Source organism: Candidatus Microbacterium phytovorans, from assembly GCA_029202445.1.
Classification (GTDB): Bacteria; Actinomycetota; Actinomycetes; order Actinomycetales; family Microbacteriaceae; genus Microbacterium; species Microbacterium phytovorans.
Genome location: CP119321.1, coordinates 1,542,702 through 1,558,552, shown reverse-complemented (window position 1 = coordinate 1,558,552; position 15,851 = coordinate 1,542,702). Strand labels below are relative to the sequence as shown.

The 15,851-nt window shown below is 70.0% G+C and carries 15 protein-coding genes; 7 read left to right on the top strand and 8 right to left on the bottom strand.

All coding sequences use genetic code 11. From position 1 onward, the window contains the following. Positions 1-3: 3 nt before the first annotated feature. The 6 genes from pstA to P0Y48_07400 form a co-directional block, all read right to left on the bottom strand. On the bottom strand, positions 4-1,107 hold the full coding sequence (pstA, locus tag P0Y48_07425) for a phosphate ABC transporter permease PstA (protein WEK12316.1): 1,104 nt from the start codon (positions 1,105-1,107) through the stop codon (positions 4-6). A gap of 1 nt (position 1,108) precedes the next feature. Continuing rightward, a complete protein-coding gene (gene pstC / locus P0Y48_07420) occupies positions 1,109-2,059 on the bottom strand; it encodes a phosphate ABC transporter permease subunit PstC (protein ID WEK12315.1) in 951 nt (316 codons plus the stop codon). A gap of 71 nt (positions 2,060-2,130) precedes the next feature. Then, on the bottom strand, positions 2,131-3,243 hold the full coding sequence (locus P0Y48_07415) for a phosphate ABC transporter substrate-binding protein PstS (protein WEK12314.1): 1,113 nt from the start codon (positions 3,241-3,243) through the stop codon (positions 2,131-2,133). Positions 3,244-3,417: 174 nt separating this feature from the next. Beyond that, a complete protein-coding gene (locus P0Y48_07410) occupies positions 3,418-4,356 on the bottom strand; it encodes an NUDIX hydrolase (protein WEK12313.1) in 939 nt (312 codons plus the stop codon). Then, entirely contained in the window at positions 4,353-6,536 is a 2,184-nt protein-coding gene (locus P0Y48_07405) for an RNA degradosome polyphosphate kinase (protein WEK12312.1), read from the bottom strand. The genes P0Y48_07410 and P0Y48_07405 overlap by 4 nt, the downstream gene beginning before the upstream one ends. 42 nt (positions 6,537-6,578) lie before the next feature. After that, positions 6,579-7,289 (bottom strand): response regulator transcription factor, encoded by a 711-nt coding sequence (locus P0Y48_07400; protein WEK12311.1) that lies wholly within the window; start codon positions 7,287-7,289, stop codon positions 6,579-6,581. Between the two features lie 97 nt (positions 7,290-7,386). Between P0Y48_07400 and P0Y48_07395 the strand changes: the two genes are divergently transcribed. The 4 genes from P0Y48_07395 (at position 7,387) to P0Y48_07380 (ending at position 10,618) form a co-directional block, all read left to right on the top strand. After that, positions 7,387-7,677, top strand: a complete 291-nt coding sequence (locus P0Y48_07395) for a hypothetical protein (protein ID WEK12310.1) — start codon at positions 7,387-7,389, stop codon at positions 7,675-7,677. Between the two features lie 148 nt (positions 7,678-7,825). After that, on the top strand, positions 7,826-8,431 hold the full coding sequence (locus P0Y48_07390) for an FABP family protein (GenBank protein WEK12309.1): 606 nt from the start codon (positions 7,826-7,828) through the stop codon (positions 8,429-8,431). Next, positions 8,431-9,516: a glycine cleavage T C-terminal barrel domain-containing protein gene (locus P0Y48_07385; GenBank protein WEK12308.1), complete on the top strand. Its 1,086-nt coding sequence runs from the start codon at positions 8,431-8,433 to the stop codon at positions 9,514-9,516. The genes P0Y48_07390 and P0Y48_07385 overlap by 1 nt, the downstream gene beginning before the upstream one ends. Before the next feature lie 4 nt (positions 9,517-9,520). Beyond that, a complete protein-coding gene (locus P0Y48_07380) occupies positions 9,521-10,618 on the top strand; it encodes an FUSC family protein (GenBank protein ID WEK12307.1) in 1,098 nt (365 codons plus the stop codon). Positions 10,619-10,679: 61 nt separating this feature from the next. On the opposite strand, the gene P0Y48_07375 is transcribed toward P0Y48_07380, so the two are convergent. Further along, positions 10,680-11,549: a class I SAM-dependent methyltransferase gene (locus P0Y48_07375; GenBank protein ID WEK12306.1), complete on the bottom strand. Its 870-nt coding sequence runs from the start codon at positions 11,547-11,549 to the stop codon at positions 10,680-10,682. A 41-nt stretch (positions 11,550-11,590) separates the two neighbouring features. Between P0Y48_07375 and P0Y48_07370 the strand changes: the two genes are divergently transcribed. Next, complete coding sequence (locus P0Y48_07370) at positions 11,591-12,340, top strand: phosphoglyceromutase (GenBank protein WEK12305.1); 750 nt, start codon at positions 11,591-11,593, stop codon at positions 12,338-12,340. A gap of 595 nt (positions 12,341-12,935) precedes the next feature. On the opposite strand, the gene phoU is transcribed toward P0Y48_07370, so the two are convergent. Continuing rightward, the gene (gene phoU / locus P0Y48_07365) at positions 12,936-13,616 is read right to left on the bottom strand and encodes a phosphate signaling complex protein PhoU (GenBank protein ID WEK12304.1); all 681 of its coding nucleotides are present in this window, start codon (positions 13,614-13,616) and stop codon (positions 12,936-12,938) included. Positions 13,617-13,788: 172 nt separating this feature from the next. On the opposite strand from phoU, the gene P0Y48_07360 reads away from it, so the two are divergent. After that, positions 13,789-14,997, top strand: coding sequence for an ATP-binding protein (locus tag P0Y48_07360; GenBank protein WEK12303.1), 1,209 nt, complete (start codon positions 13,789-13,791; stop codon positions 14,995-14,997). Then, the gene (locus P0Y48_07355) at positions 14,994-15,677 is read left to right on the top strand and encodes a response regulator transcription factor (protein WEK12302.1); all 684 of its coding nucleotides are present in this window, start codon (positions 14,994-14,996) and stop codon (positions 15,675-15,677) included. The genes P0Y48_07360 and P0Y48_07355 overlap by 4 nt, the downstream gene beginning before the upstream one ends. Positions 15,678-15,851 lie beyond the last annotated feature (174 nt).

Below are 15,851 nucleotides of genomic sequence, written 5' to 3'. Positions count from 1 at the left end.
CGGTCAGCGGCCGAACTTGGGGGCGAAGACCTTCGCGACGATTCGCGCGACGAGGTTCAGCACCATGACGATGAGGATGAGGGTGAGCGCCGCCGCCCAGGCGCGATCGACGTACGCCTCGGGCGGGATGCCCTTGTACGCGTACTGCGAGTAGATGAAGACCGGGAGGGTCTGCATGCGGCCGTCGGCGAGGTTGTAGTTCATGGCGTCGGTGAAGCCCGCCGTGATGAGCAGCGGTGCCGTCTCACCGATCACGCGCGCGATCGCGAGCATGACACCCGTCGTGATGCCGGCGATCGAGGTGGGCAGGACGACCTTGACGACCGTGAGCCACTTCGGCACGCCGAGCGCGTAGGAGGCTTCGCGCAGCTCGTTGGGCACGAGGCGCAGCATCTCTTCGCTGGAGCGGACGACGACGGGGATCATGAGCACCGACAGGGCGATGGCGCCGGCGAAGCCCATCCGGACGCCCGGTCCGAAGATCAGCGCGAACAGGGCGTAAGCGAACAGACCGGCGACGATCGAGGGGATGCCGGTCATGACGTCGACGAGGAAGGTGATGGCGCGGGCGAGGCGCTTCCCCTGGCCGTACTCGATCAGGTAGATCGCCGTCATGAGGCCGATGGGCACCGAGATGATCGTGGCCGTCAGGGTGATGGAGACGGTGCCGATGATGGCGTGGAGGGCGCCACCGCCCTCGCCGAGCACGCCGCGCATCGTCCAGCTGAAGAACTCGGCGTCGAAGCGAGCGATGCCGTTGCTAACGACCGTCCAGGCGACGGAGACGAGCGGGACCATCGCGATGGCGAACGCGCACGTCACGATGCCGGTGATGAGGCGGTCGAGCGCGCGGCGCGCGCCCTCGACGACGCGGGAGATGACGTAGATGAGCAGGAGGTAGGCGAGGACGGCCGTCACGATCCACGCGGCGACGTTGAACCCGTCGGGCGAGGCGAGGCCGAGCACGCCGAAGATGGCGCCGGAGAGGGCCAGGGTGCCGACGAGGAGCGCCCACGGCGACCACGAGGGGAGGTGTCCCGCCGTGAGGCGCTGCGGAGCGCGGACGACGGGGGCGCGGGTGGGCGCCGGGGCGGGTGCGGTGGTCATCTCAGTTTGCTCCCGAGAATTCCTTGCGCCGGCTGACGATCCAGCGGGCAAGGGCGTTGACGGCGAAGGTGACGACGAACAGGACCAGACCCGTCGCGATCAGGACGTTGATGTTGAGCCGGTAAGCCTCGGGGAAGGTGAGGGCGATGTTGGCGGCGATCGTCGAGGGGTTCTGCGACGTGAGCAGTTGCAGCGTCACGACGTTGGTCGCCGACAGGACCATCGCGACGGCCATCGTCTCTCCGAGGGCGCGGCCGAGGCCGAGCATGGATGCCGAGACGATTCCCGAGCGGCCGAACGGCAGCACGGCCATCCGGATCATCTCCCAGCGGGTCGCGCCGAGCGCGAGCGCCGCCTCTTCGTGGAGACGGGGCGTCTGCAGGAAGATCTCGCGGCAGATGGCCGTGATGATCGGGACGACCATGACCGCCAGCACGAGGGATGCCGTGAGGATCGTGCGGCCGCTGTTGAGGACCTGACCGGAGAAGAGCGGGATCCAGCCGAGGTTCTCGTTGAGCCACTTGTAGGTGGGGACGACCGAGGGGGCGAACACGAGGATGCCCCACAGGCCGAAGACGACCGACGGCACGGCGGCCAGCAGGTCGACGATGTAGCCGAGCCCCTGCGCGAGACGCCGCGGGGCGTAGTGCGTGATGAACAGCGCGATCCCCAGCGACAGCGGCACCGCCACCAGGAGCGCCAGGAAGGCCGCCCAGATGGTGCCGAACAGGAGGGGGAGGACGTAGTCCCAGAAGTTGGTGCGCAGCAGCGAGGCGTCGTCGGCGGTGAGACCGAACGCCGGGAGCGACTGGACGATCAGGAAGATCGCCACCGCTGCGAGGGTGACGACGATCATCGAGCCGGCGAACACGGCGGTGCCGGAGAACCAGATGTCTCCGGGGCGCTTCTTCGCGGCGATCCGCTGTGCGGGAGCGGCGCTGGTTGCTGTCATCATCGTCTTTCTCGTGAGGACCGGCCGAAGGCGGCTCCCCGGGCTGTGCGCCCGGGGAGCCGCCCCGTGCCTTACTTGATGAGCTCGATCGCGGCGAGCGACTTCTCGCGGAGGTCGTCCGAGATCGGGGCGCTGCCGGCGTTGGTCGCTGCCGACTCCTGGCCCTCGGCGCTGACCGCCGTGGAGAAGAAGGCCTTCGTCAGTGCGGCGACCTCGGCATCCTCGTACTGCTCACAGCCGATGAGGTAGCTGACGAGGAGCACGGGGTAGGCGCCCTCGGCGGTGGTGGTGCGGTCGATCGAGTAGGCGAGGTCGCCGGCGGAGCGGCCCTCTTCGATCGCCGAGGCGTCGAGCGTGATCGAGGCGCCCTCGGCGCTGTGACCGACGAACGCGTCGCCGACCTTGACGTTGACCGACGAGATGCCGCCGGCCTGCGAGGAGTCCGCGTAGCCGATCGAGCCCTCACCGGCCTTGACGGCCTCCACGACGCCCGAGGTCTTCTCCGCAGCCTCGCCGACGACGCCGGCGGGCCACTCCTCGACCGAACCCCAGGTCCAGACGTCCTGCGCGTTGGCGGCGAGGTAGTCGGTGAAGTTGCCGGTGGTGCCCGACTTGTCGGAGCGGTGAACGGGGTTGACCGCCGTGTCGGGCAGGGTCACGCCGTCGTTGGTGGCGGCGATGGCCGGGTCGTTCCACGTGGTGATCGTGCCGGCGAAGATACCCGCGATGGTCGCCGCGTCGAGGTCGAGCGAGTCGACGCCGGGGACGTTGAAGATGATCGCGATCGGCGAGATGTAGGCCGGGATCTCGACGAGGCCCGAGTCGGGCGCGCAAGCGCCGAATCCGCCCGCGGCGATCTCGTCGGTCGTGAACGCGCGGTCCGAGCCGGCGAAGCTGACGGCGCCGGCGAGGAACGATTCGCGACCGGTTCCGGAGCCGGCCGGGTCGTACTCCACGACGGCGTCGGGGTTGGTGGCGTTGAAGGCCGTCGTCCACGCCTGGATCGCGACCTGCTGCGACGAGGCGCCCTGGCCGACGAGGTTGCCCGTGAGACCGCCGGCCTCGGAGGCGGACGGGTTGCCCGACGAGCCGTTGCCCGAAGGCTCGTTGGCGGCGCAGCCGGTGAGGGCGAGAGCCGCGATGGCGGCGACAGCGCCCAGCTGGGCAATGCGGTTGAGCTTCACTGTGAATCCTTCACATGTCAGGTAGTAGCCCGGTGCAGGGCTCGCCCGTGACGGTAGACATCGACTCTTAAGAGAGTGCGCTGTGTCGGTAAACGGAAGGTGAACAGTGCCGGTGCGACGCGGAGAAACGCCCAGAAACGCGCAGATCCCGCGCAGATCCCGTGCGCGGATCCGTCAGAGCTTGGTCTCGTGGGTCTCGATGGCGACGATGCCGGAGCCGGGGTTGGTGCGGGACAGGTGCACGACGGAGAAGGCGCCCACCTCGAGCGCGGACGCGCTCCCGAGGTACGAACCGCGCAGGGTTCCCGTCGCGAGGGCGAGTTCGCTGAGGATGTCGGGGAGCACGGGACCGTGGCTGCACAGCACGGCGGGCTTGCGCGACCGGACGCGTTTGCCGACGACGCTGCGGACGTCCGACGTGCCCTCTTCCCAGGCGTCCTGGCCGAGGAGCGAAGTGCGTTCGATCTCCTTGCCGAGCGAGGCTGCGAGCGGGGTCACGGTCGTCACGCAGCGGACGGCGTCGCTGGAGATGATCTTGCGCACGCCGAACACCCGGAGGGGCGACACGAGCGCGTTGGCCTGCTTGGCGCCGCGCGCGGTGAGCGGCCGGGCGGCATCCGCACCGGTCCAGTCTTCGCGGGCGGTCGCTTTCGCGTGGCGGAGCACGACGATCGGGAAGGTCGACAGGATGCCGTCGTCGACGAACTTCAGGAAGTGCTCGAGGATCTCGACGTCGACGGGGTAGCTGAGGTGCTTGAGCGCGCGCTTCGGGCCCACCCATTCGATGGCCGCGATCTCCTTGTTGGGAACGAAGGCGGAGGCGCGAATGGCATCCTCGGTCGCCTCCGCGGCCCAGTAGTGCACGATCTTCTGTCGCTTGTTGGGCATGCGGTAGCGCGAGACTCCCACCGGGATGCCGAGGGCGACGCGGATGCCGGTCTCCTCGAAGATCTCGCGGGCGGCCGTCTCGGCGAGCATCTCGCCCGGATCGACCTTGCCCTTGGGGAGGGTGACGTCGGCGTAGGCGGTGCGGTGGATCACGAGAACCTTGAGTTTGCCGTCGACGACGCGCCAGACGACTCCTCCGGCCGCGTAGACCGCGGTGTCCGTCATCGCACCGTCCTCGCGCGCCGACGGCGCTGCACCTGCGACATCGTCTTCTCCTGCAGATCGACCAGCGGGGCGCCGTCGTCGTCGGTGCTGTGCCGCGTCCATTCCCCGCCGGCGCCCAGGTGCCACGAGCTCGTGCCGTCGGACATCGCGAGGTCGAACAGGTCGACGAGCTCTTTCACGTGCGCCGGCGCGACGACTCGCACGAGCGCTTCGACGCGGCGGTCGAGGTTGCGGTGCATCATGTCGGCGCTGCCGATGAACACCTGCGGATCGCCGTCGTTGGCGAACGCGAAGATGCGCGAGTGCTCCAGGTAGCGGCCGAGGATCGAGCGGACCGTGATGTTGTCGCTTACGCCGTCGAGGTCGGTGCGGAGGGAGCAGATGCCGCGCACCCAGACGTCCACCCGCACGCCGGCCTGGCTGGCCCGGTACAGCGCGTCGATGATCTGCTCGTCGACCATCGAGTTGACCTTGATGCGGATGTGCGCGGGCTTGCCCGCCTGCGCGTTCCGGCGCTCCTTGTCGATCTGCCGGAGGAGACCCTTGCGCAGGTGCAGGGGCGCGACGAGGAGACGCTTGAACTTCTTCTCGATCGCGTACCCCGACAGCTCGTTGAACAGCCGGGTGAGGTCGCGACCGACCTGCTCGTCCGACGTGAAGAGGCCGAAGTCCTCGTAGAGCCGGCTGGTCTTGGGGTTGTAGTTGCCCGTGCCGATGTGGCTGTAGCTGCGCAGCATCCCGTCTTCCTCGCGGATGACGTGCAACAGCTTGCAGTGGGTCTTGAGTCCCACGAGGCCGTACACGACGTGCACGCCGGCCTTCTCGAGCTTGCGCGCCCAGACGATGTTCGCCGCTTCGTCGAAGCGCGCCTTCACCTCGACGAGAGCGAGCACCTGCTTGCCGTTCTCGGCCGCGTCGATGAGCGCTTCGACGATGGGGCTGTCGCCCGACGTGCGGTACAGCGTCTGCTTGATGGCCAGCACGTGCGGGTCGCGCGCGGCCTGTTCGAGGAAGGCGACGACGCTCGTGTTGAACGACTCGTACGGGTGGTGCACGAGCACGTCGCCCTTGCGGATGGCGGCGAACAGGTCGGCGCGGCCGTTCTGCTCCGCCGGCTGGAAGGCGGGCGCGGTCGTCGGGACGTGCGCGGGGTAGCGCAGCTCGGGACGGTCGATGCGGCCGAGGTCGAAGAGTCCGCGGAGGTCGAGCGGGCCGGGGAGCCGGTAGACCTCCTGCTCGGTGATGTCGAGCTCGTTGACCAGCAGGTCGAGCGTGACGTCGTCCATCGAGTCGGTCACCTCGAGCCGGATGGGCGGACCGAACCGGCGGCGGAGGAGCTCGGCCTCCAGCGCCTGGATGAGGTTCTCGGTCTCGTCCTCCTCGATGACCACGTCTTCGTTGCGGGTGAGGCGGAAGGTGTGATGCTCCAGCACCTCCATGCCCGGGAAGAGGTCGCCGAGGTTGTTCGAGATGAGCTCTTCGAGCGGCAGGTACCTCGACGGCGCGTCGGTGCGGGAGCCGGCATCCTCGCGGGGAACCTCGACGAACCGGGGGAGCATGGGCGGCACTTTGAGGCGCGCGAACTCCTGACGCCCGGTGCGGGCGTTGCGGATGCGGATGGCGAGGTTGAGCGAGAGCCCGGAGATGTAGGGGAACGGGTGCGCCGGGTCGACGGCGAGCGGCATGAGGACGGGGAAGACCTGGTTCTGGAAGTAGCCGTACAGGCTCTCCCGCTCCGGGTCGGTCAGGGCCTCCCACATGACCACTTCGATGCCGCCGGCCGCGAGCGCCGGCCGCACGAGCTCTTCCCATGCCGCCGCGTGACGCAGCTGCAGCGCATGGGCGTCGGCGGAGATGTCGGCGAGCACTTCCTGCGGTGAGCGGCCCACGTTGGTGGGGATGGCCAGCCCCGTCATGATGCGGCGCTTGAGTCCGGCCACCCGCACCATGAAGAACTCGTCGAGGTTGCTCGCGAAGATCGCGAGGAAGTTGGCGCGCTCCAGCACGGGGAGCGTGGCATCCTCCGCGAGTTCCAGCACCCGCTGGTTGAACGCGAGCCAGCTCACCTCGCGGTCGAGGTAGCGGTGGTCGGGCAGGAGCGAATCCGCGACCTCGACGGCGTCGAAGTCGTCGTCGTCGGCGTCACCCAAGCCGGAGTCGGTAACCGCGGTGTCGATCATCCCCTCATCATTGCAGGGCGAGGTGGACGACGCGTTAACCGGTCACGCGTCGGAGCGCTCCCGCGGGGAGGCGACCTGGTCTTCCTCGTACACGTTGAAGCGGTAGCCGACGTTGCGCACGGTGCCGATGAGCTGCTCCATGTCGCCGAGCTTGGCGCGCAGCCGGCGCACGTGCACGTCGACCGTGCGGGTTCCGCCGAAGTAGTCGTAGCCCCACACTTCGCTCAGCAGCTGCTCGCGCGTGAACACCCGCGACGGGTGGGTTGCGAAGAAGTGCAGGAGCTGGAACTCCTTGTAGGTGAGGTCGAGGGGCTTGCCGTGGACCTTCGCGGAGTACGACGATTCGTCGATCGTGACGCCCGAGGTCTGGATCCGCGTCGAGACGGGATCTTTCGTCATGCGGCCGATCGCGAGGCGGATGCGCGCGTCGACTTCGGCGGGGCCGGCACCGACGAGGATCACGTCGTCGACGCCCCAGTCAGTCGACACGGCGGTCAGGCCGCCTTCGGTCACGACGAGCACGAGCGGCGCGTCGAGACCCGTCGTGTTGAGGATCTTGCACAGCGACTTCGCGCCGACGAGGTCGATGCGGGCATCGACGAAGATGACGTCGGCGCTCGGCGCGTTGACCAGTTGAGCGGGCTCGGCGGGAATCTGACGCACCCGGTGGCTGAGAAGCTCGAGCGCGGGAAGAACCGCTCCGCCTCCTGGTGTGGATGTGGGGGCGGAGCTCAAGACGAGGAGCTGAGCCAAGGGGGTCCTTCCCGGTCCGGATGCCGGAACCGTGCCTTCATCTTAGGACCTCCGCGCGGAGGTCGACGCCGCGAGCGCCCCGGGCCACAATGGAGGGGTGAGTGTGCCCGAGATCGCCCCCCGCCGTTCGATGGCCGGAGTGCTCGTCGTGTGGGCCGCCGCGGCCGTGATCGCGGTGCTCGTCGGCATCCTCGCGCCCGACGACTGGCGCGCAGCGTGGATGGGCGTGGGCATGGGGCTCGTCGTGCCGATCGCCTTCGCGGTGCACCTCTGGTCGGCTCGCTCGCAGGGGTTCGTCCAGCGGGTGGCGCTGAGCGTGCTGGGAGGTCTGCTGGTGATGGGATTCATCGGCGTCGGCCTCGGTCTCGCGACCCTGTTTTCGGCGTGACGGGCCGATACTCGGCGTAGAGTAGGGCTCATGGACCTCGTCGCTCTCGAACTGTTCTTCGTCGGACTGCTCGGCCTCGCGTCGCTGGCGATCGTGTTCGTCTCGGCCGTCGTGCTCAAGAACCTGTACCGCGGCCAGCGCTGATCCCGTGATCGATCTCCCCACCGATCTCCCGGCGGACATCGTTCCGCTCTCGTGGCTGCTCGGAGTCTGGGAGGGCACGGGCGTCATCGACTACACGTCGGGAGACCGTCACTTCTCGGGCGAATTCGCGCATCGCGTGAGCTTCAGCCATGACGGCGGCGACTACGTCAACTACGCCGCCAGCGGTTGGTTCCTCGCCGACGACGGCACGCGGCATCCGCTCGTCGCCGAGCAGGGTTACTGGCGCCTGGGCCGTCCGGCGGGCGACGCCGACGCCGGCCCCGCCCTCCTGCCCGCGCTCGAGGTGCGCGACGCGCCTCGCACCGCCGATGACGTGGAGTCGCTCCGCAACGCCGCGGGCGGCTTCGACCTGGAGGTCGCGATCGTCCATTCCGACGGCACGAGCGAGCTCTACGTCGGCCAGGTGCAGGGGCCGCGCATCGATCTGGCCACCGACGCGGTGGTGCGTCCCGCGAGCGCGAAGGACTACGCGGCCGCGACGCGCATGTACGGCTACGTCGACGGACACCTCCTGTGGGCGTGGGACATCGCCGCCCTCGGCGGCTCCCTCGCCTCTCACGCCTCGGCTCGGCTGGCGCGGGCCGACTGATGGTCTCCCCGTTCGCCGCCGTGCCGGCGGCCGTCGTCGATGACGCGGTGCTCCTGCACGTGGGCAACCCGTTGCGCGAGCAGCGTGCCCTGGAAGCCGGGGAGGCCGTCGTCCCCCGCGCCGACCGGTCGGTGCTCACCGTGGCGGGGGAGGACCGGCTCACGTGGCTGGACTCGCTCACCTCGCAAGCGCTCGCCGCTCTCGCCCCCGGCGTGAGCACGGAGCTCCTCGTCCTCGACCCGAACGGCCACGTCGAGCACGCGGCCGGCGTCGTCGACGACGGCGAGCGCACGTGGCTCGTCGTCGACCGAGAGGATGCCGCGGGGCTGCTGGCCTGGCTGACACGGATGCGCTTCCGCCTACGCGTCGACCCGCAGGACGTGTCCGCCGACTTCGGTGTCGTCGGCGGAACGGCATCCGCTGTCGACACCCTGGGCGACGGTGTCGTCGCGGTGTGGCGCGACCCGTGGCCCGACGTTGCGATCGGAGGGTGGGGATATGCCGCCGTCGATCCGCACCCCGCCGCAGCGCGCGACTGGTCGGAGGCGATCGTGACGACCTCCACGCTCGACCGGCTCGCGAGTGAGGCCGAGCGCGGCGAGCGTCGTCTCGCCGGAGTGCTCGCCGCGGAAGCGCTCCGGGTCGCGGCCTGGCGTCCGCGGGTCGCCGCCGAAGCCGACGGGCGCACCCTTCCGCACGAGGTCGACTGGCTGCGCACCGCGGTGCACCTCTCCAAGGGCTGCTACCGGGGGCAGGAGACCGTCGCCAAGGTCCACAACCTGGGCCATCCGCCGCGTCGCCTGGTGGCGCTCCAGCTCGACGGCAGCGACGCGGTGCTGCCGGAGCCGGGCGCGGAGGTGCGTGCCGGCGGGGAGCCCGTGGGGGCGATCACCTCGGTGGCCCGTCATCACGAGGAGGGCCCCATCGCGCTCGCCCTCGTGAAGCGCACGACCGCCGTCGACGCGCCGCTGACCGTCGCGGTCGACGGCGGCGAAGTGACGGCCGCGCAGGAGCAGATCGTGCCGCCCGACGCCGGTCGCACGGCGGCGGTGCCCCGCCTGCCCCGGCTGTCCCGTCGCCGGTGAGGCCGTGAGCGACCCCCAGACGGCTCCCGTCTCGACGGGCGGCAAGGCGCGGGCCGACCTGCGGGCGGGCGTGGAGCGGCTGCGGGACTCGGCCCCCGCGATCGTGCAGATCGTGGTGGCTGCCACGGGAGCCTACGCGTTCTCCCACTTCGTGCTCGGACACACCGCGCCCCTCCTCGCGGCGACCGTCACCATCTCCAGCCTCGGGCTCGTGCGCGATGCGCGGCCCCGACGGGTGCTCGAGACGGTGATCGGGATGGTGCTCGGCATCCTCATCGCCGAAGCGATCCTGCTGGTTGCGGGGATCGGCTGGTGGCAGCTCGGGCTGACCCTGGCCGCGAGCCTCGCCGTCGCGCGGTTCCTGTCGCCGCAGCCGGGATTCGCGATCGCCGCCGCCATCCAGTCGGCGATCGTCATGGTGATCCCCGCCAGTGTGCCGTTCCTCCGCCTCGTCGACGGGGTGGTCGGCGGAATCGCCGCGCTCCTGGTGACCGCTCTCGTGCCCCGCAACCCGGTGCGCGCCGTGACGCGCGACGGGCACGAACTCCTCACCGCCTTCGACGCCGCCGTGCTGACCCTCGTGCAGGCGCTGCGCCGCGGCGATCGCGTGCGCGCCGAGCGCGGGCTGCAGAAGGCGCGGGCCCTCCAGCCGCACGTCGATCGATGGCAGTCGTCGCTGGAGTCGGGCCTCGCGATCGCCCGGATCTCGCCGTTCCTGCGTCGACAGCGCTTCGAGCTCCAACGGCAGGAGCGCGTGCGTGCCCAGCTCGACCTGGCGGTGCGCAACCTGCGCGTGATCGCGCGTCGCGTCGTGTACGTGTGCGACGACGCGAGGCCACGCCCGATCGCCGCCGATCTGCTGACAGAGCTCGCCGCCGGTGCGCGGCTCATCGGCGAGTCCCTCGACGACATCTCGTTCGAGCCGCCCGCCCGAGAGGCCGTGCGCGTGGTCGCCGCGCGCCTCGATCCGGTCGTGCTCGCCGCGGGGCGGCAGAGCCTCGATCAGAACCTCGTGGGCGCGCTGCGTCCGCTTGCGGTCGACCTCATGACCGCGGCGGGGATGCCGGCAGCCGACGCCCGCGCTGCACTCCCGCGCGTCTAGCCGACCGTCGTGGTCGCGTGGTCGCGGGGTCGTGTGGTCGTGGGGTCGCGTGGTTGCGCGGTCAGCGCGATGCCGTCGCGGGGGCCACGGCATCCCACGGGACCGTGACCTCGCCCAGCCGCCAGCGCAGCCTCCCGCCGACGGGCCAGCCGGCATCCGCCATCGCCGTGAGCGCGGTGCGCCACCGCTGGACGGGGCCGAACGCGGATGCCGCGACCGCCCGCGTCCACTCCGCGTCGAGGGCGTGCAGCAGCGCATGCACGCGCTCCCCGGGGACGTTCCGGTGGATGAGCGCCTTCGGGAGCCGTTCGGCGGCGATGGCAGGCGAGTCGAGGCCGCTCAATCGGAGCGAAACGGTGAGTGAGCGAGGTGCGGCGTCTGCGCCGACCTCCACCCAGGTGCTGATCCGCCCGAGCTCGTCGCATGTTCCCTCGACGAGGATGCCGTCCGGTTGCAGGCGCGCGCACATGCGCGACCAGGCCGCTTCGACGTCGGACTCGTCGTACTGCCGCAGCACGTTGAACGCGCGGATCACCGCGGGGGAGCGGCCCCCGGGCGCCGGAACCTCGAAGCCTCCCCGCGCGAACGACACCCGCGCGTCGGGGGCGAACGACATGCGCCCCGCCCGCACGTCGGCGAGCTGCGCGCGCGCCCGCTCGACACGTGCCGGATCGATCTCGAGCCCGAGCACCTCGACGTCGGGTCGCACGGGCCGCAGCCGCGCCTCCAGCTCGAACGCCGTGACTCCGCTCGCCCCGTAGCCGAGATCGACCACGAGCGGATCGGCGGTGCGGCGCAGCACCGGATGCCGTGCGATCCACCGGTCGACGCGGCGCAGCCGGTTCGTGTTGGTGGTACCCCGGGTGACCTGGCCGACAACGGTTGTCGACGCCGCACGGAGACCCGTCGCGGGTACTTTCTCCGGCGTCATACCACCCATGATGGCAGTGCCCCGGCCGATAGACTGGCGCCATGACCGCGCCGTACACGCTGATCCTCCTCCGCCACGGGCAGAGCGAGTGGAACAAGACGAACCAGTTCACCGGATGGGTGGACGTCCGCCTCACCGACCAGGGCAAGGCCGAGGCCCAGCGCGGCGGCGAGCTGCTCAAGGAGTCCGGCCTGCTGCCCGACGTGCTGCACACCTCGCTGCTGTCCCGCGCCATCCAGACCGCCAACATCGCCCTCGACGCGGCCGACCGGCTGTGGATCCCCGTGCAGCGGTCGTGGCGTCTCAACGAGCGCCACTACGGTGCGCTCCAGGGCAAGGACAAGGCCGAGACGCTCGAAGAGTTCGGAAACGAGCAGTTCATGCTGTGGCGCCGCTCGTTCGACGTGCCGCCGCCGGACCTCGCCGACGACAGCCCTTACAGCCAGGTCGACGACCCGCGCTACGCCGGCATCGACGGCGATGTGCCCCGCACCGAGTCGCTCAAGATCGTCATCGACCGTCTGCTTCCTTACTGGGACAGCGCCATCGTCCCCGACCTCCGGGCCGGCAAGACCGTGCTGGTCACGGCCCACGGCAACTCGCTGCGCGGGCTCGTGAAGCACCTCGACGGCATCAGCGACGCCGACATCGCCGAACTCAACATCCCCACCGGCATCCCGCTCGTCTACCGCCTCGGCGAAGACCTGCGCCCGCTTGGACCGGGCGAGTACCTCGACCCCGAGGCCGCCGCTGCGGGTGCCGCGGCCGTCGCCAACCAGGGCAAGAAGTAGCGAGCGTCCCCGCGAGGCGTTTCGTCTCGTCGCTGCGCTCCTCGCTCAACGACCGGTGTGTGTTGCTCCCGGTCGTTGAGCGAGCGTAGCGAGACGAAACGTCGCTGCGTCCGGGGGCGTTCGCAACGACCGGTGTGTGTTGCTCCCGGTAGTTGAGCGAGCGCAGCGAGACGAAACGTCGCTGCGTCTGGGGGCGTTTCGTCTCGTCGCTGCGCTCCTCGCTCAACGACCGGTATGTGTTTCCCTCGGTCGTTGAGCGAGCGCAGCGAGACGAAACGTCGCTGCGTCTGAGGGCGTTTCGTCTCGTCGCTGCGCTCCTCGCTCAACGACCGGTGTGTGTTGCTCCCGGTCGTTGAGCGAGCGCAGCGAGACGAAACGTCGCTGCGTCTGAGGGCGTTTCGTCTCGTCGCTGCGCTCCTCGCTCAACGACCGGTATGTGTTTCCCTCGGTCGTTGAGCGAGCGCAGCGAGACGAGACGTCGTCGCGTCTGGGGGCGTTTCGTCTTGTCGCTGCGCTCGCCGCTCAACGACCGGTGTGTGTTTCCCTCGGTCGTTGAGCGAGCGTAGCCAGACGAAACGTCGTCGCGTCTGAGGCGTCAGTCGCCGGCGGCGACGATGGAGATCGCGTTGGTGTCGGGGGTCCAGTCGCCGGTCGCGAGGTAGGCGACCTTCTTGGCGACCGAGACGGCGTGGTCGGCGAAGCGCTCGTGGTAGCGGCTCGCGAGGGTCGCGTCGACCGTCGCGGCCGCCTCGCCCTTCCATGTCTCGCCGAGCACCTTCTCGAAGATCGCGAGGTGCAGATCGTCGAGTTCTTCCTCGAGGGCACGCAGCTTCTCGACCAGCGCGAGGTCTTCCGTGCGCAGCACCTCGGTGAGGGTGCGTGCGGCCTCCACGTCGAGCTCGCCCATCTTGATGAACGTGCTCTTCAGGCCCTTGGGGATGGCGCGCTCGGGGAAGCGCATGCGCGTGAGCTGAGCGATGTGCTCGGCGATGTCGCCCATGCGTTCCAGCGACGCGCTCACCCGGAGCGCCGCGACGACGATCCGCAGGTCGCGGGCCACCGGCTGCTGGCGCGCGAGGATCTCGATGGCCAGCTCGTCGAGCTCGATCGCCTTGTCGTCGATCACCTGATCGTCCTCGATGACCTCCTCGGCCAGGGCGACGTCGCTCGTTCCGAACGCGCGGGTGGCCTTGTCGACGGCGATCGTCACGAGCTCGGAGATCTCGACCAGACGTGCCTGGACGTCTTCGAGCGACTGGTGGAACACTTCGCGCATCAGCGGGAACCTCTCTCTTCGCGGGCGCGGCAGGATGCCGAACCGGCGACGCGGCGATCATCCCCTCCGAAGGTTAACGAACGGTGCCGCGTCGGTGAACACTGCGCGAGGGCGACCCGCCTTTTGCGGCAGGAGGCATTTCGCGTCGTCGCAGCGACTCTACGCTGGGCTCATGGACTCGACGCAGCTGGCGCTGATCGCGCTCGGCGTGGGTGCCCTCCTGGGGTGCGCCCTGGCGGGCCTCCTGCTGCTCGCCCTGCGCGCGCGGGATGCCGCTCGGATTCAGGCGTCCACGGATCTGCCCGACGGGACGCGTTCCGTGCTCCAGGGGATGGATGAGGTGGCCGTCGTCGTCGACTCGTCGCTGCACATCGTCGCCGCCTCGTCGCCGGCCGAGCTGTTCGGCATGAGCGAGGGCGAACTGCTGGCGGCGGAGGAGCTGCGCTCCCTCGTACGCGCCAGCCGCACCACCGGCCGTCCCGAGGTGGAGACGCTGCGCCTCCGCCGCGGCGTGGAGCTGCGTTCGGTCGTGGCACGCGCGAGCGGGATCACCCCGAGGCTCACGCTCCTCGTCATCCGCGACATCACCGAGCGGGAGCGCGTCGAGGAGATGCGACGCGACTTCGTCGCCAACACGAGCCACGAGTTGAAGACGCCCGTGGGTGCCGTGACTCTCCTCGCGGAGGCGATCGAGTCGGCCGCCGACGACCCCGACCAGGTGCGTCACTTCGCGAGTCGCCTGGGCGCCGAGGCCGCGCGCCTCGGGCAGCTGACCTCGCGGATCATGAACCTGTCGCGGCTGCAGGCCGCCGACGACCTGACCGAGCTGCGCGACGTCTCCGTCGACGAAGTGCTCACGGCCGCCGTCGAGTCGCAGGCCGTCGCCGCAGAGGCGAACCAGATCACGATCGTCCGCGGAGGTGAGCGGGGCGCCTACGTGCGCGGCGACGTGCAGGTGCTGACGGAGGCGATCGCCAACCTCATCGCCAACGCCATCGCCTACTCCCCGGCGGGTTCGCAGGTCGGGGTAGGAGTGAAAGTCGTCGACGCCGCGGTCGAGATCGCTGTCACCGACCGCGGTATCGGCATCCCCGAGGGGGAGCAGGCGCGCGTGTTCGAGCGCTTCTATCGCGCCGATCAGGCACGCTCGCGCCGCACGGGGGGCACCGGCCTCGGGCTCTCGATCGTCAAGCACGCCGTGCAGCGCCACGGCGGCGAGGTCGAGCTGTGGTCGCGTCCCGGCCGGGGCTCGACGTTCACCGTCCGCCTCGCGGCCGTCGCCGCCCCCGAGCAGGCACCGCGCCGCAAGAAGCGGTCGGCGAAGAAGAACAAGAAGAAGTCCACCCGCGAAACCACGCGGGTGAAGGGAGAGAAGAGATGACCCGCGTCCTGATCGTCGAGGACGAGCCCGACCTGGCCGACCCGCTCGCCTACCTCCTGCGACGGGAAGGGTTCGAGGTGGAGATCGCCGAGGACGGCCCGACGGCGCTCGATGCGTTCACCGCGCGCGGTGCCGACATCGTGCTCCTGGACCTCATGCTCCCCGGGATGCCGGGCACCGAGGTGTGCCGGGTGATCCGCACGACCTCGGCGGTGCCGATCATCATGCTCACCGCGAAGGACTCCGAAGTCGACATCGTCGTGGGTCTCGAACTCGGTGCCGACGACTACGTGACGAAGCCGTACTCGTCGCGCGAGCTGCTGGCCCGGATGCGGGCCGTCCTCCGCCGCGCGGAGGGTCCGGAGCTCGACGTCGACGACCGGATCGTCGAGGGAGGGCGCGTCCGCATCGACATCGACCGTCACACCGTTGCCGTCGGCGGCGCGGAGATCCCCATGCCGCTCAAGGAGTTCGAGCTGCTCGAGGTGCTCATGCGCAACGCCGGTCGCGTGCTCACGCGCGGTCAGCTCATCGACCGCGTGTGGGGGAGCGACTACTTCGGCGACACGAAGACGCTCGACGTGCATATCAAGCGCATCCGCTCGCGCATCGAGGAGAACCCGAGCGAGCCCGTCATGCTCCTGACGGTGCGTGGCCTCGGCTACCGCTTCGAGGGCTGACCGCAGGGTCGCCGTCGCGGCATCCGTCGGCAGGGGCCATCCCTCGGCAGGGGCATCCGTCTGCGTCGTTCTGCGAGTGCGCGCGGCGCACACCCGCAGGTTGACGCGGGCGAGCGCGGGCGAGCGCCGGCGAAGAGGCGGGGAACGGCCGTGCGAGGCGAAAGCTCGCGCGGG